General features: G+C 70.5%; 17 protein-coding genes. 9 read left to right on the plus strand and 8 right to left on the minus strand.

All coding sequences use genetic code 11. The features are described from left to right. Positions 1–168 precede the first annotated feature (168 nt). Genes MXD57_RS24085 through MXD57_RS24095 form a run of 3 tightly spaced genes read left to right on the plus strand, consistent with a single transcriptional unit; the run spans position 169 to position 2,094 of the window. Positions 169–1,020, plus strand: coding sequence for a helix-turn-helix domain-containing protein (locus MXD57_RS24085; RefSeq protein WP_250403915.1), 852 nt, complete (start codon positions 169–171; stop codon positions 1,018–1,020). 8 nt (positions 1,021–1,028) lie between these two features. Beyond that, complete coding sequence (locus MXD57_RS24090; RefSeq protein ID WP_250403917.1) at positions 1,029–1,235, plus strand: DUF397 domain-containing protein; 207 nt, start codon at positions 1,029–1,031, stop codon at positions 1,233–1,235. A gap of 37 nt (positions 1,236–1,272) precedes the next feature. Then, entirely contained in the window at positions 1,273–2,094 is an 822-nt protein-coding gene (locus tag MXD57_RS24095) for a MerR family transcriptional regulator (RefSeq protein ID WP_250404016.1), read from the plus strand. A gap of 12 nt (positions 2,095–2,106) precedes the next feature. On the opposite strand, the gene MXD57_RS24100 is transcribed toward MXD57_RS24095, so the two are convergent. Together MXD57_RS24100 and MXD57_RS24105 are read right to left on the minus strand one after the other, a co-directional pair. After that, positions 2,107–2,646: a hypothetical protein gene (locus tag MXD57_RS24100; protein WP_250403919.1), complete on the minus strand. Its 540-nt coding sequence runs from the start codon at positions 2,644–2,646 to the stop codon at positions 2,107–2,109. An 8-nt stretch (positions 2,647–2,654) separates the two neighbouring features. After that, on the minus strand, positions 2,655–3,014 hold the full coding sequence (locus MXD57_RS24105; protein ID WP_250403921.1) for a transposase: 360 nt from the start codon (positions 3,012–3,014) through the stop codon (positions 2,655–2,657). Between the two features lie 749 nt (positions 3,015–3,763). Between MXD57_RS24105 and MXD57_RS24110 the strand changes: the two genes are divergently transcribed. From MXD57_RS24110 to MXD57_RS24120, 3 genes are all read left to right on the plus strand, one after another. After that, positions 3,764–4,108: a hypothetical protein gene (locus tag MXD57_RS24110; RefSeq protein WP_250403923.1), complete on the plus strand. Its 345-nt coding sequence runs from the start codon at positions 3,764–3,766 to the stop codon at positions 4,106–4,108. 90 nt (positions 4,109–4,198) lie between these two features. Then, entirely contained in the window at positions 4,199–4,873 is a 675-nt protein-coding gene (locus MXD57_RS24115) for an ABC transporter ATP-binding protein (RefSeq protein ID WP_250403925.1), read from the plus strand. 82 nt (positions 4,874–4,955) lie between these two features. Then, positions 4,956–7,043 carry a permease gene (locus MXD57_RS24120; protein ID WP_250403927.1) on the plus strand — a complete coding sequence of 696 codons (2,088 nt, stop codon included), beginning with the start codon at positions 4,956–4,958 and terminating at the stop codon, positions 7,041–7,043. A gap of 365 nt (positions 7,044–7,408) precedes the next feature. Here the strand turns inward: MXD57_RS24120 and MXD57_RS24125 are convergent, their stop codons facing one another. Genes MXD57_RS24125 through MXD57_RS24140 form a run of 4 tightly spaced genes read right to left on the minus strand, consistent with a single transcriptional unit; the run spans position 7,409 to position 12,250 of the window. Beyond that, complete coding sequence (locus tag MXD57_RS24125; RefSeq protein WP_250403929.1) at positions 7,409–8,557, minus strand: hypothetical protein; 1,149 nt, start codon at positions 8,555–8,557, stop codon at positions 7,409–7,411. A gap of 50 nt (positions 8,558–8,607) precedes the next feature. Next, on the minus strand, positions 8,608–9,546 hold the full coding sequence (locus MXD57_RS24130) for an N-acetylneuraminate synthase family protein (protein ID WP_250403931.1): 939 nt from the start codon (positions 9,544–9,546) through the stop codon (positions 8,608–8,610). A gap of 14 nt (positions 9,547–9,560) precedes the next feature. After that, entirely contained in the window at positions 9,561–10,874 is a 1,314-nt protein-coding gene (locus MXD57_RS24135; protein WP_250403933.1) for an N-acylneuraminate cytidylyltransferase, read from the minus strand. Between the two features lie 32 nt (positions 10,875–10,906). Then, the gene (locus MXD57_RS24140; RefSeq protein ID WP_250403935.1) at positions 10,907–12,250 is read right to left on the minus strand and encodes a DUF6716 putative glycosyltransferase; all 1,344 of its coding nucleotides are present in this window, start codon (positions 12,248–12,250) and stop codon (positions 10,907–10,909) included. A gap of 198 nt (positions 12,251–12,448) precedes the next feature. On the opposite strand from MXD57_RS24140, the gene MXD57_RS24145 reads away from it, so the two are divergent. Further along, a complete protein-coding gene (locus MXD57_RS24145) occupies positions 12,449–13,426 on the plus strand; it encodes a glycosyltransferase family 2 protein (RefSeq protein ID WP_250403937.1) in 978 nt (325 codons plus the stop codon). Then, positions 13,423–14,757, plus strand: a complete 1,335-nt coding sequence (locus tag MXD57_RS24150; protein ID WP_250403939.1) for an alpha-2,8-polysialyltransferase family protein — start codon at positions 13,423–13,425, stop codon at positions 14,755–14,757. Before MXD57_RS24145 ends, MXD57_RS24150 begins: the two co-directional genes overlap by 4 nt. Before the next feature lie 72 nt (positions 14,758–14,829). On the opposite strand, the gene MXD57_RS24155 is transcribed toward MXD57_RS24150, so the two are convergent. Then, positions 14,830–17,145: a glycosyltransferase gene (locus MXD57_RS24155; protein WP_250403941.1), complete on the minus strand. Its 2,316-nt coding sequence runs from the start codon at positions 17,143–17,145 to the stop codon at positions 14,830–14,832. Further along, a complete protein-coding gene (locus tag MXD57_RS24160; RefSeq protein WP_250403943.1) occupies positions 17,142–18,599 on the minus strand; it encodes a glycosyltransferase family 29 protein in 1,458 nt (485 codons plus the stop codon). The genes MXD57_RS24155 and MXD57_RS24160 overlap by 4 nt, the downstream gene beginning before the upstream one ends. Positions 18,600–18,863: 264 nt before the next feature. Here MXD57_RS24160 and MXD57_RS24165 point away from each other — a divergent pair, with 264 nt between their 5' ends. Next, positions 18,864–20,036: an acyltransferase family protein gene (locus MXD57_RS24165; protein WP_250403945.1), complete on the plus strand. Its 1,173-nt coding sequence runs from the start codon at positions 18,864–18,866 to the stop codon at positions 20,034–20,036. Positions 20,037–20,257 lie beyond the last annotated feature (221 nt).

The following is a 20,257-nucleotide window of genomic DNA, read 5'->3' on the forward strand; positions in this document are numbered from 1 at the left end:
ACACACGGTGGCAATGCCGCCGTCGCCATGGCAGGACGACGCGGTGCGCTTCCGCTGCGCGTTCAAGGCGTGACTGACGGTAGACCTTGATTTTTAAGTTTCGCAAGCCGCTCCCGTAACCTGACACCCGAACGAGCGGTCATCACCAGCACGTTGAGAGGAGCGGCCATGGCCTTGCGGAGTGAGCCCACAGCGCGTCAGACACGGCTGGCGGTCGAGTTGCGCAGGCTCCGCGACGCGGCGGGCCTCACGGCACGCGAGGCGGCAACGCTGCTCGGGGTGAGTTCGGCCCAGATCAGCCAGATCGAGTCCGCCCTCACGGGCGTGAGCGAGAAGCGGCTGCGCCGTCTCGCAGCCAACTACTGCTGCTCCGAGAAGGAGCTGATCGACGCCCTGGTGGCCATGGCAACCGACCGCGCGAAGGGATGGTGGGAGGAGTACCGCGAACTGCTGCCCACACCGTTCCTCGACCTCGCAGAACTTGAGCACCACGCGACGTACCGGCGCGACGTCGAGTTCCTGTTCGTACCCGGTCTGCTCCAGACACCCGAATACGCCCGCGCCGCCTTCTCGTCCAGAATCCCCGAACTCCCCGAGGAAGAACTCGACCTGCGCGTTCGTCATCGCATGCAGCGCAAGGCGATCATCACGGGGCCCGACCCCACCCCCTACGAGACGATCATCCACGAGGCTGCGCTGCGTATCAGACTCAGCGACCGGACCGCGTCGCGCGCCCAGTTGTTCCGCGTCCTGGAACTCTCCGAAGCGGAGCACGTGACCGTGCGGGTCATTCCCTTCGATCTCGACGGCTTCGGCGGAGCCTGGGGTCCCATGATGTTGGCGGGTGGTGCCGTACCGAAGCTGGACACGGCAGTGCGCGACGCACCACACGGCACCGGCTTCATGGACTCCGAGGCCCAACTCGACGTCTTTCGAACACTTTTCCATAGGGTGGAGGCAGCGTCACTCGACCCCACGCGTTCGCGTGACTTCGTCCTCAGACTGGCCAAGGAACTGTGAGGCCCACCGTGACCACGCTCGACAACTGGCTGAAGTCGTCGCACTCCGGTGGCGGCGACGGCAACAACTGCGTCGAAATCGCCGCTCGCCCCGCCCGCATAGCCATCCGCGACTCCAAGGACCCGTCAGCAGGCATCCTCGTCTTCCCGCCCGAGGCGTTCGTCTCCTTCGTCGCCGCCCTGAGGGACGGGCAGGGCCACCCGGAGCCCTCTTGACCCTCACGCCGTGTCAGGCGGTCGACTCGAGGACGTCATGTTCACCATCGGAGAATTCGCCCGGCACGGCCGCGTCTCGGTCCGCATGCTGCGTCACTACGACGCCACCGGACTGCTGCGCCCGGCCCATGTCGACCCGGCCACCGGCTACCGCCACTACACCGCCGCCCAGTTGGCACGCCTCAACCGCGTCGTCGCGCTCAAGGATCTCGGCCTCACCCTTCAGCAGGTCGGGGAGATCCTCGACGAGAAGGTCACCCCCGAGGGGCTGCGCGCCATGCTGCGACTGCGGAAGGCGGAGCTGACCGCGGCCATGACGGCGGCTGCGGACCGGCTGGTCCAGGTCGAGGCGAGGCTCCGGGCCATCGAGAGCGAGGGGCACATGCCCGAGAACGACGTCGTCATCAAGAGCGTCCCGGCCGTGCGGGTCGCGGAGCTGACCGCGGTCGCCGCGAGTTTCGCGCCCGAGGACATCGGTCCGGTCGTCGCACCGCTCTACGACGAACTGTTCCGCCGCCTGGACGAGGCCGGCATCCGGCCGACGGGACCCGGTGTCGCCCACTACGAGGACGCGCCGGAGGGCGACGGCAGGATCCGCGTGCACGCGGCCGTCCAGGTGTCCGCGCCGCTCCGGGGCGGCGCCCTGCGGATCACCGACCTGCCCCCGGTCGACCTGGCGGCGACCATCGTGCACCGCGGCTCGATGGACACCGTTCTCCCCACGGCCCAGACCCTCGCCCGCTGGATCGACACCCACGGCTACCGGTCGACGGGGTACCCCCGCGAGATCAACCTGGAGTGCCCGGAGAACCACGACGACTGGGTGACCGAACTCCAGACTCCGGTGGCCCGGGACTGACGAACAGCGAAGTCACGGAGCGCTCACCGAGCGACTCTGTCGGGGATCTTGAGGACCTGGTTCGTTTGCCTTGCCGCCACCAGCATTCCCAGGTGAGCAGGCAGCAGTTGGCGGAATATGGAGCCGGGCGTGGATGCCGGGCAGTGCCTGGGTGTCCCTGATCGGGCTGGTGGTGGCGATGTCCGTGATCAGGTTGGCACGGGTGTCGGCGTCGCTGGTCTCGGTGATGTGGACCCGGTAGCCGTTCCAGCGGGTGTTGCCCCGGATGGCCTGGCGGGCGCCCAGGTCGCAGGGCGAGGTGATTCGGGCGGCTCCTTTGGGCCGGCCGTCATTCTCTGTGCGGGGACGCAGGGCACTGCGGGCGTCGACGAGGAAGTTCTGCGCCTTGATCTGCCGCAGGGCCTCGGCACGGGGACCGCGCCGGCGGGGCGGCAGGTTCTGGAGGAGCAGGCAGGCGTCCGTTCCGGCCTGCTTGAGGCGGGTGACGGGGTGGCCGGGCTGGCTGAGCAGACGGACCGGCCGACCGTAACGGGTGGCCCAGTCGGCGTCCACCAGGTCGTTCAGGACATCGGGGGTGTATCGGGAGGCTTCCTCCAGCGCGGCGCGGACTGCTTCGAGGACCAGTTCCAGGCGGGTGAGGTCGCGGGCGGCGGCCAGGACCGGAGTGGAGTGGAGCTGGTCCGCTGCCTTCCGCGCTCTTTGAGCATTCCCGCCTCACGTATCCGGTCCAGGGCAAGGGCAAGGGACAGGAACTGGTCGGCACGGTCGTCCTGGCCGAGGCGGTCACGTAAGTCCGCGAGCACGCTGTGGTGGAAACCGGGGCCGTCCAAGTCCATCGCGAGGGCGTACTTGGAGTCGATCCGGCACCGCACCACCTCGGCCGGGTGCCGGTCGGAGAGGCTGAGCAGGAACAGCAGCACTCACACGGTGGCCAGTTGAGCCGGGGAGAGGCCGGGACGGCCATCGAGGGGGTACCAGGAGACGAAAGCCTCGTCATCCCAGAGCCCGTTGAGGTGGTCACGTACCCACATGGCCGTGGTACCAGGAGGATTGCTGGCCCGTGCCGTCCGAACTGTGAGCTCAGCCACCACCACGCCGAACCGGGGACGAACGGACGCAGGCCGCCTCGGGAAGACAGCGCTGTACAGGGCCAGCCGAAGCATCCCGGACCACTGGCACCCTGTCCGCAGATTTCAAGATTCCCAACAGAGTCGCTCAGTGGCCGGCGGGCACGGACTCGTCGTGGTCCACGTCGGTGCCCGCGACATGGCGATCACTGCGGACACCGCCCGCACCCCACACAGACTCTCCGCTCCATCGAGCTGAGGTTGGGGCTGTGCGGCACCCTCGGGGATGAGGACGAGGGTCGTGCACTTGCCCGTCGGCCGGGGCGTGCTGCGCACTGCCTTATTCGTGCTCAAAACAAGCAACAGAGCGAAAGGTTTGCGTCAACCTCTTCCCACATGCAGGTTTGCTGTTCACTTTCATTCACAGAAGCACTCGTGAGCTCACAGGCGGGGCAAAAACCGGCATTGCTCACACTCGGATTCACCTATGCAATCGATCGAACTTCTCGATTATGCCTTGCCTGTCCCGCGTGCCGTACGCCTAGGGTCACTCATCCGTCACAGACGGATCAACTGTCAACCAACGGGGGAGTGAAACCCTGATGACCAAGGTCAAGTTCGCGGCCGGCATGCTGCTCGCCGCCACACTTGTTGTTCCGACCGGGACCGCGTTCGCGGTCGACGCCCATGGCGGCGGCGCCCATGCCTGGACCCCGGCTGCCCGGGATTCCGGCCGTATCGCCATCAAGGACGGCAGCAACGACGGCGACCCGGCCAAGGCCGAGTACTACCGTTACAACAGCCCGACCACGAAGCGGACGCTGTGGAACCACAGCGGATACGGCACCAAGGTCTACTCCGGTGACGGGTCGAAGATCATACGGTTCCAGGCCTGCGACGACAACGACTGGGCGCCCGACGACTGCTCTGGCTGGAAGACCGCCTGATCAGGCAGATCGCGTAGCAATCGAGTACCGGCCGGGCCTCCGTTCCGAACGGGACGGAGGCCCGGCTGTCCTCGTGTGAAAGGACCTTCTTTGAACGACGGCTTGCTGGTAAAGGACCTGCACTACCGGATCGGTAACCGGCAACTCCTCAACGGCGTGAGCCTCACCATCGCAGCGGGTGAGTCGACTGCGGTCACCGGCCCCAGCGGATCCGGGAAGTCGACCCTTCTCAACTGCCTCACCGGACTGATCACGCCTGACTCCGGCAGCGTTACCGCGGCGGGGCGCCCCCTGACCGGTCTGTCCGGAGGCAAGCTGGCCAAGGCGCGCCGCGAACTGGTCGGTGTTGTCTTCCAGTTCGGTGAACTCCTCCCCGAGTTGACCCCGGTCGAGAACGTTGCCCTGCCCGTCCTGCTCGACGGAGGCAGCCACCGCGAGGCATACCGCAGAGCAAAGGAACTGCTCGACGAACTCGGTGTCCCCACCGGTGACACACCCACGGCGATGCTCTCCGGCGGTGAACGGCAGCGGACCGCGGTCGCCCGCGCTCTGATCACCCGGCCCCGTGTCCTGCTCGCCGACGAGCCGACCGGCGCGCTGGACTCACAGGCACGGGAGACGGTGGCGCGGGTGCTGTACGCGTCAGCACGGGACCACGGGTGTGCTCTTCTCGTCGTCACCCATGACTTCACCGTCGCCGCCTACGCGGATCAGGTCCTCCACCTGGAAGACGGTGTACTGAGGGAGGCGACCACGCGTGCGTAGAGGGGCTTGGCGGCAACTCGCCCGCATCGGGAGGACCGCAGGCAGGAGAACAGAGGCAGGGGGCTTCCGGTGGTGGGCCCTGTTGGCCGCAGCCGCTGTACTGGCCGCCTCCTTCCTCGGCCTGGCAGCCATTCATGCCGCCTACGACGGCAGAACAGCACGCGCACAGGCCCGCTCCCCGGTGCTCACGCAGGACAGGTCGAAGGCGGTGGCCATGTGGGCCGAGGACATCGACTCCACTGGCACGGTGCCGCACAACGTGTACCTCGTACGTCCGCTCCGCCCTGACGTCCCTCCGCCTCCGGGACTGTCGCGGTGGCCGAAACCGGGCGAGGTGATGATGTCACCGGAACTCGCCCACGCCGGCGATGGGGTGACCACACGGTACGGGCACGTGGCAGGAACCATCAGCCCGCAGGGACTGGCCTCCCCGTCCGAGCGTCTGGCCTACGCGAACCCGAAGACGGTGCCCGACAAGGCCGAGTACCCGTGGTTCTACATCTCCTCCTACGGCACGGAGGGCAGCCCGTTCGTCCTCGCCGGGGCCGACGGCTCCGAGACCCAGATGGTCATGACGTTCGCCGCCCTCACCCTCGTTCCTGCCCTCGCTCTGGCAGTGATCGCGGTCCGGGTCGGCTCGCACGGCCGGGACCGCCGTACTCACCTCATCCATGCCCTGGGCGGCACCTGGCGGCACCGGGCTGTGCTCAACATGGCGGAGGCCGCGGTCCCGGCAGCATCCGGGACCCTGCTCGCCGGCCTGATCTGGGCCGTGGGCATGGCCCACGACATCCGTCTGCCGTTCACCCGGTACGTCGTCGCCGCCCACGACCTGCGCACCCACCTCCCGACCGCCGCTGGGGCGCTGGCGGCATCGCTGGGCTCACTTCTTCTCCTGGCAGTCGTCCTGCACCGGGTGACACGCAAGCCGAGCAAGCGGAAGACGGGGACCCGGCCAGTGGTCTTCGACACGAGGATCCCGGTCTGGCGTCACGCCGGATTCGTGGGCGGCATCGTGATCATCGCCTTCGCCCAGTACCTCACCGGAATCATCGCCGTGGCCGCGTTCGTGACAGGCACCGTCTGCCTCTGGGTGTTCCTGCCGTCCGTTGCCGCGCAGGCCGCCGCCGCACTGGGCCGCCTGATCGCCCGCAGGGGGCGTGCGGCGGGGAAGGCCGGTCAGTTGATCGGCGGCAGGTGGACCCAGACCCGGCCCGGCGTCATCGTCCGCCTCACCACCGCCATGATCATCGCGTTGGGGCTGATGGCACAGATGCAGGTGTGGAACTCCCGCCACGGCGAATCGGTACGCAGGGCGGAGGCAACACAGGGACGCATCGGCGACACTGTCATCGCCATCAACGGCTCCCACCTCACCACAGGGCTTCTCAGCCGCCTGGATGCCGCCTTCCCCTCCGGCACGCACGTGATCCTCGCGACAGACCAGCCCGAAGACCACACGATGCTGCTGCAAGGCTCGTGCCCGGCCCTGTCCGCGCTCAACCTGCGCTGCACCACCATCCCCACACCCGATCGGCAGGCAGTGACCAACGCAGGGGATCTCCGGATGGTGGACGAGATCGCGGCGTGGTACAGCCCGAATGTGAAGGTACAGAAAGCCGACCTGTCGCATCTGCACGCCGGCCTGGACCGCAGCTCGCTCCTCGCCGTCACCCGTGAGCGGGGCCACCTCACGCAGGTGAAGCAAACGGTGTTCCAGGTAGTCCCGACCGCCACGGTGGAAGAACTCGGCGGAAGCCTGCTGATCGGCGCCCACAACCGTGAACGCAACAACGACTGGATCAACCTGTTCGGCCTCGCCGGACTTCTCTTCCTGCTGACCGCCGGGGCGGTCAGCGCGGGCGGCGAGTTCGCCCGTACACGCACCAGCCTGGCACCGCTCGCGGTGATCACCGGCAACCGGCAGGTCTTCGGAAAGGTCACCTTCTGGCACCTGACGATCCCCCTGCTGGTGTGCACCGCTATCGCCGGACTGGTCACGTCAGTACATTCGGTGTTCTTCGTCGCCACAGTGAAAGAAGGAACCGTCACCTGGGCGAGCATCGCCGGAGGCATCACGGTGTGCGCCGCCGTCAGCCTCATCATCGGCACGATCGCCGGACGATCCTCGGTCAAGGCCGCCGCCCAGTGGCGTCCCACAGGAGACTGACCGAATCGACCGCGCACCCCTTCCGAGACGGGAGACGCGAGCCGGCGTGACAATCGAACCCGGGTGGATGTCCGCCTGCCTTGGACCCGGAGCCGTTTCGCAGGAAAGTCCCCTTGCGCAGTCGGCTCCGGGACCCAGCACCTCCACGGGTTCGAGGAGCCCGTCCTGGTAGGGGTCCCAGCAGTTCTCGGTCACGCGGGGTGGTTCTCCTCGTCGTGCCCAGGCCAACTGCGTAGACCGCTCGGTCAACACCGGATCAGGAATTGGCAGTTCATGGGGGGGGTGGATGAACCCGCGCAACCCCGACAGTGGGCCGCGAACCCCGAGTGGCGACCCTCACGAACGCCCCGCGGCGGCATCCGGCATCAGGCCGGCCCCACCGCCGCCAGCCGGTGCACGTCCCGCGCCGTCCCCGTGACCCCCGACAGGAACCCGTGCGCGCGTGGTGAGGCGGTCTCCGTGAGCCAGGTGGGGTCGATGTCGCAGACCGCCACGCGGACGCCGGTCCCGGTCAGGGCCAGCGGCAGGGTGTGGACGACGGTGGAGGGGAAGCTGAGGATGGTGCGGCCGATGGGGCCCCGGCGGGCGATGAGTTCCAGGGGGAGGTCGGGGCGGACGATCTCCAGGCCGGTCTCCCTGGCCAGGCGGTGGAGTTTGTCGGTGCTCTCCCGGCGGTGGGCGAAGTAGCGGGTGGCTCCGTGGGCCCTGGCCAGGGACTGCACGGCGGCCAGGTAGCGGTCGCCGTCGACGACGCCGGTCTCGACCAGGGACGTGCCGACCAGGTCGGCGCTCGCCGTGATGCGCGGGGGGCCGAAGCGGGCGCGGGTCCAGGCGAAGTCGTTCGCGGTGACCGTGACGCCCTCGGGGGTCTCGGTCACCGGCATGGAGGAGAAGACCTCGACGCGGCGGTGCTCGCTCGGGGTGAGGCGGCGGCGGGCCGAGGAGGAGACCGGGGCGAAGAGCAGGTCTCGGGGGCCGGGGCGGCCGCCCTTGCGGTGCCAGCGGACCAGGCGCTCGCCGCGTGCCAGTTGGGCGACGAACTCCATCGTCGCGGTGCCGTCGTCGACGACGACCAGGTCGCGCGCCCGGGTGATGGTCAGGAGCAGTTGCACATAGCGGGAGAAGGGGTCCCCCATGACGATGCGGTCGGCGCGGCGCAGCGGACCGGCCAGGCCGCCGATGGTGTGGAAGGGCGCGGTCGTGCCGCCCCGCGCCTCCTCCCAGCGCACCCGGTACCCCTCGTCCCGGGCCAGGTCCGCCATGCGGCGGAGCTGGCCGCGGGTCATGGGGTCGGTCGGGGACAGCACGACGAGGGTGAGCTCCGCGCCGGCCGGTGGCGCAGCACCGGCCGGTGACCGGCGCGACTGCGCCGGCACGGACGGCAGGGCGTCCGGCTGCGCGCCCTGCAGGCCGTGCAGGTGCGCCCACTCCAGTACGTTCAGCAGCTGTACCGGGCTCTCCACGAAGGCGAGCGTGCGGGCAGGGTGGCCGGTGTCACCGGCGCGGGGGCTCATCGGCGTACGTCCGTCCCGTCTCAGGGCAATCCGTAAGGCGATCGGGGTGCTCAGACCGCGACCGGCTCGCCCGCGGCCGCGGCGATCTCCGCCTCGGCGACGGCGCCGGTGACGCGGCGCAGCTTCTTCATCGGGCCCAGCTCGGAGTCGTAGACCTTCTTGACGCCGTCGCCGAGGGAGGCCTCGATGGTGCGGATGTCGCGGACCAGGCGGGTCAGGCCCTGCGGCTCGACGGAGGCGGCCTGGTCGGAGCCCCACATGGCGCGGTCGAGGGTGATGTGGCGCTCGACGAAGGCGGCGCCGAGGGCGACGGCGGCCAGCGTGGTCTGCAGGCCGGTCTCGTGGCCGGAGTAGCCGATCGGGACGTTCGGGTACTCGTCCTGCAGGGTGTTGATGACCCGGAGGTTGAGCTCCTCGGCCTTCGCCGGGTACGTCGAGGTGGCGTGGCAGAGCAGGATGTTCCCGCTGCCCAGGACCTCGACCGCGTGGCGGATCTGCTTCGGCGTCGACATGCCGGAGGACAGGATGACCGTGCGGCCGGTGGCGCGCAGGGCGCGGAGCAGTTCGTCGTCCGTCAGGGAGGCGGAGGCCACCTTGTGGGCGGGGACGTCGAACTTCTCCAGGAAGGCGACGGCCTCGGTGTCCCACGGGGAGGCGAACCAGTCGATGTTCTTGCTCTTGCAGTACTCGTCGATCTGGCGGTACTCGTCCTCGCCGAACTCCACCCGGTGGCGGTAGTCGATGTAGGTCATCCGGCCCCAGGGGGTGTCGCGCTCGATGTCCCACTGGTCGCGCGGGGTGCAGATCTCGGGGGTGCGCTTCTGGAACTTCACGGCGTCGCAGCCGGCCTCGGCGGCCACGTCGATGAGCTTGAAGGCGTTCTCCAGCTCACCGTTGTGGTTGATGCCGATCTCACCGCAGATGTACACGGGGCGGCCCGGGCCGGCCTCGCGCGTGCCGAAGGTGCGGATGCGGGAGTTGGTGCTCATGTCGAGAGGTGTCCTTACTTGGGGAGGGAATCGAGAGAGGGGCCGAGGATCCAGCTGGCGATCTCTCGGATCGCGCCGTCGCCGCCGGGGACGGTGGTGACCGCGCGTGCGGCGCCGCGTACGACGTCGTGGGCGCTCGCGACCGCCACGGGCCAGCCGACGAGGGCGAAGCACGGGAGGTCGTTGACGTCGTTGCCGACGTAGAGCACGCGCTCCGGCGCGATGCCCTGCTCCTCGCACCACTGCTTGAGGGCGAGGTCCTTGCGGTCGATGCCGTGCAGGACCGGGAGCCTGAGCTTCCGGGCGCGGGCGGCGACCACCGGGTTCTGTTCCGTGGACAGGATCAGCATCCTCAGGCCGCTCCGGCGGAGGGCCGCGATGCCGAGTCCGTCGCCGCGGTGCACGGAGACGAACTCCCGTCCGTCGGAGTCGATCAGCACCCGGTCGTCGGTCTGGGTGCCGTCGAAGTCGAGGACTACGGCGTCGATGTCGTCGTGGGTGGGGAGGGCGCCGGGCCGGTTCGCGTCGAAGAGCGGGGCGAGGGCCCGGGCGCGGGCCAGGTCGTGCGGGTCGTCGATCTCCAGCGCCCGGGCCGGGTCGGTGCGGACCAGTTCGGTGTGGCCGAAGAAGCGGTGCCGGTGCTCGCGGAAGCCGGCCGCGTCCATCGCGTAGGCGGCGCCGGTCTCCAGCAGGTCCTGGGGTCGGTCCTGGCGGCGCGGCCGGAAGGACTTGTCGTGGTTGACGCCGTAACCGCCGCCGGCCGTACGGGTGCCGGGGGCCGCGGTGCGGCCGGCCGCCGCCGGGGAGGCGGCGACGGCGGCCTGGTCCGGGCCGGGCGCCACCGGGGCGTCGGCCGCGTCCCGCCAGACGAAACCGTGGAAGGCGGCGACGGTCACGGCGGTGTCGGCGCCGTTGTCGACGACGGCGGCGGCGACCGAGTCCACGTCCTCGCGGACCAGGAACGGGCTGGTGCACTGCACCAGCAGGACGACGTCCACGGCGGCGCCGTGCAGGGCCTCGTGCGCGTCCATGGCGTGCAGGACGGCGGCCTCCGAGGTCGCCGTGTCCCCGGCGATGGCGGCGGGGCGGAGCACGACCTCGGCCCCGGCCTGGCGGGCCGCCGCGGCGATGGCCTGGTCGTCGGTGGAGACCACGACATCGGTGACCAGCCGGGTCGCCCGGCACTCCCGCACCGCGCGGGTGACCAGCGGGATGCCGCCGACCGGGGCGAGGTTCTTCGCGGGCACGCCCTTGGAGCCGCCGCGGGCCGGGATCACCGCGAGCACCCGGGGCACCGAGGCCTCCGGTTCCGCTTCCGTGTGGGGCATGGGGTTCTCTCCTTGACGTGGGATCCGGCCGCTCACAGCTCCCCCATCCGCCGGATCACGGGGGCCACCCGCTGCACGCCGTGGCGGTAGGCGCCGCGCGCGGCCCGGCGCACGATCTGGCGGACGGGGCCGGGCTCGCGGTCGGCGGCGGGCGCACCGGGCAGCGGGGCGCCGTCGGGGCCGAGGTGGTGGCGGGCGAGGATGCCGGGCAGGTAGCCGGGCGCGGTCTCGGGTGTGTAGTACGGGTTCAGGGGCGGCAGGCCGCCGGGCCTGTCCAGCAGCCTGGTGATGCGTTCGCGTGCGGTGTCGAAGGCGGTCCCGTAGGAGCCGTCGGCGCAGACGCCCTGCCGGGCCAGCCACTCCGGCTCGGGGGCCGGGCGGTGCCCGGCGTCGAGCTGGTCCCAGGAGGCGAGGCAGCCGGAGCCGGTGAAGTGGTGGTTGCCGAGCACCTCGCGCACGCCGAGGTCGGTCAGGACGGCCGTGGGGATGCGTCGGTGCAGGGCCTCCAGGGCGGCCGTGGAGCTGATCGTGACCAGCAGGTCGGTGCGGTCCAGCACCTCGCCCATGTGGCCGTACACCAGGCGGAAGTTGGCGGGCGGCGTCATGCCCTGGACCAGCTTCTGGTAGGGCAGTTCCTCGATGTGGGTGGTGTGTTCGCCGGGCTTGGAGCGCAGCTTCAGCAGCACTTCGCGCTCGGGGTGCCGGCGGGCGTGCTCGATGAGCCGCTTCAGCAGGTAGGCGCGGTCCCGGCGGCTGTCCGGGACGGAGGGCTGGGCCGCGAACACCACCGTGCGGGGCTCGCGCCCCTGCTCCGCGGACGGCTCGTGTGCGCCGGTGTAGGGCGCGCCGCCGAGGAAGGGCAGCGCGACCTCGGTGACCGCGGAGGCGTCGGCGCCGACCCCTTCGTAGACGGCCCGGAACCGGTCCGCGTCGTGGGCCGAGTTGGCGAGGACGAGATCCGCGCCGTGGCGCAGCAGCAGGCCGTCGGCGAGCTTCTCGTAGACGACACCGACGTAACCGGTGACGACGACGGGGCGCCGGCCGGAGGCCCAGGCGTTGCGCAGCCCGTGCAGCATCGCCTGCACACCGCCGCCGACCAGGGCGAGGACGAGGATGTCGTACGGCTCCTCGGCGCCGTCCCCCATCGCACGCAGGAACTGGACGCCGGTGACCTCGCTGAGGGAGTCCGCGCGGACGCCGACCTCCCGGAGCTGGCGGGCGGTGGGGGTGGCTCGTCCGCGCAGGAGGTAGCCGTCGAGCCGGACGTCGGCACCGGTGGGGGTGAGGCGCTGCGCGGTGAGCGCGCCCCACTTCCACCGGGTGTCGGAGTCCGCCAGGACGGCGATCCGCAGGGACTTCGTTGCACTTGCTGGCACGCCGAAGACGCTAGGAAGGCATTCCGAGGTTCCGCCCAACCCGAATGCAACAAACGGTTAACAGCACATCGCCGAATGGGGAATCGGTCCGTGTCCGACGTGGAAAAAGACCCGGTTCACAGCTTCGCCACGCGTCGTTCACCCGGTATCAAGCCGACGGTCAAGACGAATGACGGGCTTCGCCCTAACGTCCGTGACGTGGTCAAGCTCTCCGTCATCGTGCCGTTCTACAACGTGCAGCAATACGCGCCCGACACCCTGAGGAGCCTCGGTGCGAACGCGCGTGAGGACTTCGAATTCATTCTCGTCGACGACTGCTCCCGCGACGGGACACCAGAGATCCTCGCGCGCGCGGAGCGCGAGCTGCCGGGCGCGGTCCTCGTCCGGCACGAGCGCAACGGGGGGCTGGCGACCGCCCGCAACACCGGCATCGACCGCGCACGCGGCGAGTACCTGACCTTCCTGGACGGGGACGACTGGCTCGCTCCCGGCTACTACCCGAAGCTGGTCGCCGCCGTCGAGGAGCTGGGCTGCGACTTCCTGCGCACCGACCATGTGCAGTGCACGGCGCGGGCGCGCACCGTGCACCGGGTGCCGGTCGGGCGGCGGAACGTGGTGCTGGACCCGCGCCGGGCGATCCTGCCCGCCGACCGTTCGACCTCCGTGGACTACGCGTACGCCTGGGCGGGCGTGTACCACCGCCGGCTGGTGGACAAGGGGCTGCTGCACTTCACCGACGGGCTGCGCACGGCCGAGGACCGGCCGTGGATCTGGAAGCTGCACCGGGAGGCGGAGTCGTTCGCCGCCGTCGGTCTGCTCGGGGTGTTCTACCGGCGCGGGGTCGCCTCCTCACTCACTCAGATCGGTGATGTCCGTCAGCTCGATTTCATTCGCGCTTTCGATCAGGTGGTCACGGAAACCGCAGAGGACCCGGAAGCCGGTGCGTTGCTGCCGAAGGCCGTGCGCACGTATTGCGCCATCATTTCCCATCACCTGGGATCCAGCGAAAGGTTCGAGCCGGCGGTGGCGAGAAAACTCAAATCCCTGAGTTCGGCGGCGCTGCGGCGCATGCCGCAGGACGTCCTGGCCGACGCACTGGACTCCATGGACCTGGAGCGCGCCACCAGACTGCGCCGGCTGCGCCGCCGCCCCGCCCCCGCCGGAGCCGCCGCGTGACCACCCAGATCTTCCAGGCGTCGACGCTGTACGGCACGGCCACCCTGGCCGCCGCCCTGGACTCCGGCTGCTTCCGTCCCGCCGACCGGCGGATCCTGCTGGTCTGCAACAACGCGGCCACGCCCGAGACCACGCCGGGGCCGGACGTGATGCCCGGCTTCGAGCGGCTGCGCGAGCGCTTCGACGAGGTGCTCTCGTACAACGAGGCGATCTTCCCCTTCCACCCCGGCGGCTGGGCCCCCCGGCCGGAGGACCTGCCGCTCTGGGAGCGGTATCTGCGCCACGAGTGGCGGCTGGGGGACGAGGACGTGGAACTGGCCGTGGAGTCGATCCAGGTCAACCCGTCGCTCTCGCTCGCCCAGATCTTCACCGGCGCCCCGGTCACCGTCTACGCGGACGGCCTGATGAGCTACGGCCCCACCCGGAACAAGATCGACCCGCTGGTCGGCACCCGGGTGGACCGGGTGCTCCACCTCGACCTGGTGCCGGGCCTGGAGCCGCTGCTGCTCAGCGAGTTCGGTGTCCCGGCGGAGATCGTGCCGACGCCCGCCTTCACCAAGGTCCTGGCCGAGATCGCGCCGCCGGCCGACGAGCTGCCCGAGGTGGAGGAGTCCGCGCTGCTGCTCGGCCAGTACCTGTCCGCGCTGGGCATCCTCACCGCGGAGCAGGAGGAGGAGCTGCACGTGCGGATGCTGACCGGTGCCCATCGGCTCGGACACCGCACGGTGGTGTTCAAGCCGCACCCCACCGCCCCGGCGCGGTTCACCCGCACCCTGGAGCAGGAGGCGGCCCGGCTCGGGGTGGACCTCACCGTGCTGGACACCCCGGTCCTCGCCGAGGTGCTGTACCAGCGGATGCGTCCCGCGCTGGTCGTCGGCTGCTTCTCCACCGCCCTGCTCACCGCCTCCGCTCTCTACGGCCTGCCGGTGGCCCGGGTCGGCACCGGAATGCTGCTGGAGCGGCTGACGCCGTTCGAGAACAGCAACCGCGTCCCGGTCACCGTGGTCGACGCGCTGCTGCCGGACCTCGGCGACCGCGCCGCGGTGGGCGAGCGGCGGCCGGGCATGGACGTGGCGGCGCTGGGCGCGCTGATCCGTGCGGTGGGCTTCGCGATGCAGCCGAAGATCCTGCCCGGGCTGCGCGGCGAGACCGAGCGGTATCTCGCGGGCAACCTGGACGAGCGGACCCTGCGCTACTTCAAGCGCAAGCGGCTGACCTCGCTGGCGCTGCCCGGCGGGGTGCCGTCCCAGCTCGCGTTCCTCCCGCGCAACGCCACGGTTCGCCGGATGGCGCGCAAGGCGCGCGGGCTGCGCCGGGTCGTACGGCGCTGATCGCCTCCCTCCTCGCTGATCGCCTCCTTCCTCGTCGGGGCGGGCCCTTCGCGGGCCCGCCCCTCGCGGTGTTCAGCGGCCGAGGATCGTGCGGATCCGGGCCGCGTTCTCCTGGGTCACCTTCCAGAGCAGTTCCTGCCGGTCGTGCACGTCGGCGACGGTCCGGTCGTGGTGGTCCAGGATGTCGAGCGCCCGCTCGGTGAGCACCTCGCCCAGGTTCCGCTCGTGCACCGAGACACCCCACTCGGGGCGCTCGACGTCGCTGAGGAAGTACGCCATCTTGGGGTGCGAGATCAGGCTGAGGATGGGCGTGCCGACCCCGAAGGGGATCATCCCGGCGTGCCCGCGCATGCCGATGACCAGCTTCGTCCTGGCGTACGTCTCGCGGATGGCGTCGTTGTCGAAGTCGTACATCGGGATCACCGGCAGCGAGATGCCGTGTTCGCGGCGCAGGTCGAAGGCGATCCGCTCGTCGTCCAGCGAGTGGGCGACACACCGCACCTCGGTGCGGGCGCCGATCGCGCGCACGGCCTTCGCCAGCTCGGCGAGGAAGTGCCCGTAGTCGTGCCCGAATCGCAGGCCGGCCCGGTCGTAGGCGGCGTTCAGCAGGACCGTGTCCTCGCGGTACGCCGGGTCGGACCAGCCGGCCACCAACTGGCGCATGACCGTGGTCGGGCAGGGCTGGAAGACGACCCGGTCGTGCAGCTCGGACGGGAGCAGGGAGCGGACCCTGGCGATGGAGCCGTGGTTGCGCAGCCCGAAGAAGGCGGACTTCTCCACCAGCAGCCGCAGGCTGTCGTTGAACCGCCGGGCGCGGTACGACTGCCCGTCGAAGGCGTTGAAGCCGACCGCGAACACCATGATCGGGACGTCGACGGCGCGCAGGTGCTCGTCCGGGACGTTCCACTGCCAGGCGCTGTTGCCGTTGGGCATGGTGTCGGGGATGAACAGTCCGCCGCCGCCGATGACCAGGCCGCGCCGGGCGTTGACCCGTTCCAGGGCGGCCTCGTCGAAGAGCCGGTGGGCGTGGACGGAGGTCCAGCGGCGGGAGGTGGTGTCGGGGCCGAAGGCGAGCCGGACGGTCTCGGGCAGCAGTTTGTCGCCCGCGTTGCCCTGCCGGTCCATGTAGAAGGCGACGTGCGCGAGCTGGTCCTCGGCGGCACCCTGTTCCTGGGCCGGGACGGCGGTGGCGCGCTGGGCCCACAGCCGGCTGGAGCGGTGGGTGGGGTCGACGGTGAGGCCGGCGGTGGCGTACTTGAGCGCCTCGGCGTTGTCGCCGTGCACCCAGGCCATCTGGGCGAGGCGGGCGTAGGCGGTCGCGGCCCGGTTCGGGGCGGCGGTGGCCAGCAGGAGCTGGGTCCTGGCCTCCGCGTGGCGCGAGACGCTCATCAGGGCGTGCCCGAACACCTCGTGCGGCCAGGCCTCGTCCAGCGGGATGCGCACGCCGGCGAGGATGTCGACCGCGTCCTGGTACTCGCCGGCCCCGATGTGCGCGGCGGCGACCCTGCGGGCGGCCTCCACGTCCCCGGTGCGCCGCACGAGCGGGGTGCCGTAGTGCACCAGCAGGTCGTGGTGGAGGGTGCCGCCGCTGCCCAGGTAGGCCGCGTGGAACTCGGCGTCGGACAGCTCGAACTCCCGCCAGCGCTCCTCGGCCTGCTGGTATCCGGCCTCGCCGCCCTGCCAGGGCTTGTGCCGGCCGGTGAAGTGCAGGATCGCGGTGTCGTCCGGGACCGGCAGGTCGCCGGACAGGCGCCGCTTGACGAAGTTGTAGCGGGTGTCCAGGCGGACGAAGTCGCCGTCGAGGACGGCGTTGAGGATGCCCTGGTCGTGCTTGTCTAGTTCGTAGCCGCCACCGCGCCCGACCGCGTCGAGGCGCGCGCAGAACGCGTCGGAGAGGTACTCGCGCTGGATGACCAGCAGCCCGGAGTTGAGCTTGTGCTGCCCGTAGAAGAACTGCGGGACGGCCGCGAGCCCCTCGCGCAGCGCGAGCAGTTCGCCCAGGTCGCCGAGGACGACCATGTCGGTGTCCAGGGTGATGACCGTGTCGTAGTCGCGCAGCCGGAAGACGTCGAGGATGAAGTACGCCTTGCGGACGAGGTAGTTGTCCTGGTCGCCCTTGACGTAGGAGTCGTAGTGGGCGGCGTCGACCCGGCGCAGCACGATCCTCGGGTGCAGGGCGCGGATGCGGGCGACGGAGGACGGCTTGAGGTCGTCGTGGAGGACGACGAAGTCCTCGCAGACGCCCGGGTTGGACAGGGCGAGGCTGCGCAGCAGGACGAGGAACCCGGGCAGGTAGTTCTCGTCGACGAAGCTCGCGAAGGCGATGCGCCGCTTTCCGGTCAGCGCGTGCGCGGAGGTCTCCGGTGTTACCGGGGTGGCGGTGGTCATCGCAGGGATATCCTCAGGTCGGTCACGCTCTGGGCCCGCTCCATGACCCAGGCCTTCTCGCTGGTGTACTCGTGCACGGACGTGATCGCGAGCTTCATGGCCTCCGGCACGCGGTAGGCGCCGCTCTCGTAGAAGTCGAAGCCGATCAGGTCGAGGGTGGGGCTGACGTCCAGGAAGTCCAGCAGCCACAGCATGTTGAAGCCGGTGGTGGGGATGCCGGACCAGACGTCCGTGCCGAGCCGGCCGATGTTGCGGACCGGCCAGCGCAGCGACTCGTCGCCGAGGTACCGCTGGGCACCGGGCACCAGGCGGTTGCGCATCGAGTGCTTCCAGTCGCCGGAGACGCCGCCGAAGACGAGCCGGGTGGTCACCGGCTTGTCCCAGTTGAAGCCGTGCTTGTGGATGGTGGCGTGGATGTCGGTGCGGCCGCCGGTGTGCTTCGGGTCGATCCGGTAGGAGTTGAAGCGCACGACGAGGTCGTAGTCGTCGATCCGGCCGCCCAGGCCGCTCTCGCCGACGCGGCCGGAGTTGGCGATCAGGCAGACGGACTTGCCGGTGATCAGGTTGCGGAACTCGCCGAGGCCGATCCAGTTCACCGCGCCGACGGTGGGGTCGGCGACCGGGCCGCGCATCCGCAGCCGGCGCTGTTCGGCGTAGAGGGCGACGGCCTCGGTGAGGTCGTCGCCGGGGACGCCGGTGCGCAGTTCGAGGTACTGGCCCAGCAGTTCCTGCCGGTCGGCGACCGGGGCCTGCTCGGCGGCGAGCGCCAGCAGGGCGCCGACCAGGCGGGGTTCGGCCGCGTCCCGGTCGCCGCGGGCGTACAGGTCGAGGCCCTCGGCCCAGACGTCGGTGGCGGGTCCGCCGGCGAAGTCGGCGGCGCGCGGGCACTGGCGCTCCAGCAGGGCGAGCAGGTCGCGCTCGCGCTCGGCTGCCCGGCGCAGCCCGGTGATCCGGGCGGCCACGCCGAAGCCGTCCTCCTCGGTCAGCTCCAGGTAGCGCTCGTAGGCCTCGACGGCCTCCGGCTCGTCGCCGAGCGCCTCCAGGACGCGGGCGCGCAGCCGCCACCCGGCCCGGGAGTTGCGGCGCCGGTCGAGCACGGTGTCGCTGATCCGCAGGGCGAGGCGCAGTTCGTCGTCGTAGCCGCACTCCAGGGCCTTGCCGGCGACGGCCAGCAGGGCGTCCAGCAGGTCGTTGGACAGACCGCCGGCGGGCGCGGTGGCGCCCTTGACGGCCCGCTTGAGCAGCGCGGTCGCGCCGCCGGACGGGGCGGGCGCGGGGGCGGCGGTGCCGGTGGTGCTGGCCACCACGAGCAGCCTGCGGAGCTGCTCGGCCAGTTCCGTGCGCCGGCGGTCGAGGCTGCCGACGAGTTTGCCGCTGTGAACGGCGCAGGCGTGCAGGCAGTCCTCCAGGCCTCCTCCCCGAGCAGGCGTGCGCCGGTTCTGGACCCTCGTCATAGCTCTCCTGATGTGTACCAAGCAAAGACTGTGTATACGGCGGCATGCCATGGGTTTGCCGAAACGTGGGGGTTGATGGAGAAACTAGGAAGCAAAAACGACGTCCGGGTTAACGAATTCGTACGGCACGGCGAAGGATTGGGCTGTCAACCAAGGCGTTTCCGTGATTGACCCAGGTACCGGCGGCCCATTGCCCGGACAGCGGGGACTTTCACAAATGGGATCGGGATTATCAGCGGTTTATCGACTAGGTTCTGGGGCACCATGCCTGCTTCTTCGCCTTCCCTCGCCACCGTTCCCGTTTCCCCGGTGCCCGAGGCGGGCTCGGCCCCCGCCGCCCGCACCGGACGGCGCGGGCGGCTGCACGCCCTCGACGGCCTGCGGCTCGTGGCCGCCCTGATGGTCTGCCTCTACCACTACGCCGGACGCGGCGGCACGGTCTCGGAGTCCTGGCACCAGAGCCCGTCACACGTGTTCCCGACCCTGTCCCAGGTGGCGGCGTACGGCTGCCTGGGCGTCCAGTTCTTCTTCGTCATCAGCGGTTTCGTCATCTGCATGAGCAGTTGGGGCCGCGGCCTCGGCGACTTCTTCCGGTCCCGGGTCGCCCGCCTCTACCCCGCCTACTGGGTGGCCCTGGCGGTGGTCACCGGCGCCGCCCTGCTGCTGCCGGCCGTGGTGCGCGCGGTCCGGCCGGACGAGTTCCTGGTCAACCTGACGATGCTGCAGCAGCCCATGGGCGCGCCGCGGGTGCTGGGCGTGTGCTGGACGCTCTGGGTCGAGGTGCGCTTCTACGCGCTGTTCGCGCTGTTCGTCGTCGTGCGCGGGGTCACCTACCGCCGGGTGGTGCTGTTCGCCGCCGTGTGGACGCTGGCGGCCGTGGTGTGCCGCACCAGCGGCAACGCGCTGACGGAGCAGATCGTGATGCCGGAGTACGCGCCCTTCTTCATCGGCGGTCTCGCCCTCTACCTGATCCACCGCTTCGGCGGCGACCTGCTGCTGTGGGGGATCGTGGCCGTCTCCTGGCTGCTCGGGCAGAGCACCGCGACGAGCGGGCTGTGGCACCCGGGGGCGCACGGAGACTTCGTCCGCAGCCCGCTGGTGATCCTGCTGATCGTCACCCTCGCCTTCGCCGCCGTGGCGGCCGTGGCACTGGGCTGGACCCGGCGGGCCGACTGGCCCTGGCTGGCCGCGGCGGGCGCGCTGACCTACCCGTTCTACCTGGTCCACGAGCACCTGGGCTGGTTCGTCATCCGGGTGCTGCGCCGGGGCCTGGGGCTGCCCGCGTATCCGACGCTCGCGGCGACCGTGCTGGGCATGCTGCTGCTGGCGTGGCTGATGCACCGGTTCGTGGAGAAACCATTCGGCCCACGCCTGAGGAAGGCACTCGGAAAATCCCGTACACCGGGAATTCGGGCTTCGTTCACCCTGCCGAAATAGGGAAAGGGAAAAGGCCGGCCCGGAGGGCGGTTCCGGCGCCGTCGCGGGAACGGCTCACCGCCGTGGCGCGACGGGTCCGACCGACCTCCGAGCACCCGGAAAGCCGCCCGGCAGCGGACCGTCCGGCCTGGACCCACGGGTGGGAAACACGCCGGGGTCCCCGCCCTCGGGGAAGGCGGGCGACGCGCGGTCCGCCGGGGGCCGGGCGGCCGCCCCGTCGC

The organism is Streptomyces cellostaticus, from assembly GCF_023630175.1.
In the GTDB taxonomy this organism is placed as follows: domain Bacteria; phylum Actinomycetota; class Actinomycetes; order Streptomycetales; family Streptomycetaceae; genus Streptomyces; species Streptomyces cellostaticus_A.

Excerpts from the sequence above, each read along its gene's own strand:
- MXD57_RS24130 (WP_250403931.1), bottom strand. The coding sequence starts at position 9,546 with ATGAGCACCAACTCCCGCATCCGCACCTTCGGCACGCGCGAGGCCGGC.
- MXD57_RS24125 (WP_250403929.1), bottom strand. The coding sequence starts at position 8,557 with ATGAGCCCCCGCGCCGGTGACACCGGCCACCCTGCCCGCACGCTCGCC.
- MXD57_RS24095 (WP_250404016.1), top strand. The coding sequence starts at position 1,273 with ATGTTCACCATCGGAGAATTCGCCCGGCACGGCCGCGTCTCGGTCCGC.
- MXD57_RS24155 (WP_250403941.1), bottom strand. The coding sequence starts at position 17,145 with ATGACCACCGCCACCCCGGTAACACCGGAGACCTCCGCGCACGCGCTG.
- MXD57_RS24110 (WP_250403923.1), top strand. The coding sequence starts at position 3,764 with ATGACCAAGGTCAAGTTCGCGGCCGGCATGCTGCTCGCCGCCACACTT.
- MXD57_RS24135 (WP_250403933.1), bottom strand. The coding sequence starts at position 10,874 with ATGCCCCACACGGAAGCGGAACCGGAGGCCTCGGTGCCCCGGGTGCTC.
- MXD57_RS24085 (WP_250403915.1), top strand. The coding sequence starts at position 169 with ATGGCCTTGCGGAGTGAGCCCACAGCGCGTCAGACACGGCTGGCGGTC.
- MXD57_RS24160 (WP_250403943.1), bottom strand. The coding sequence starts at position 18,599 with ATGACGAGGGTCCAGAACCGGCGCACGCCTGCTCGGGGAGGAGGCCTG.
- MXD57_RS24165 (WP_250403945.1), top strand. The coding sequence starts at position 18,864 with ATGCCTGCTTCTTCGCCTTCCCTCGCCACCGTTCCCGTTTCCCCGGTG.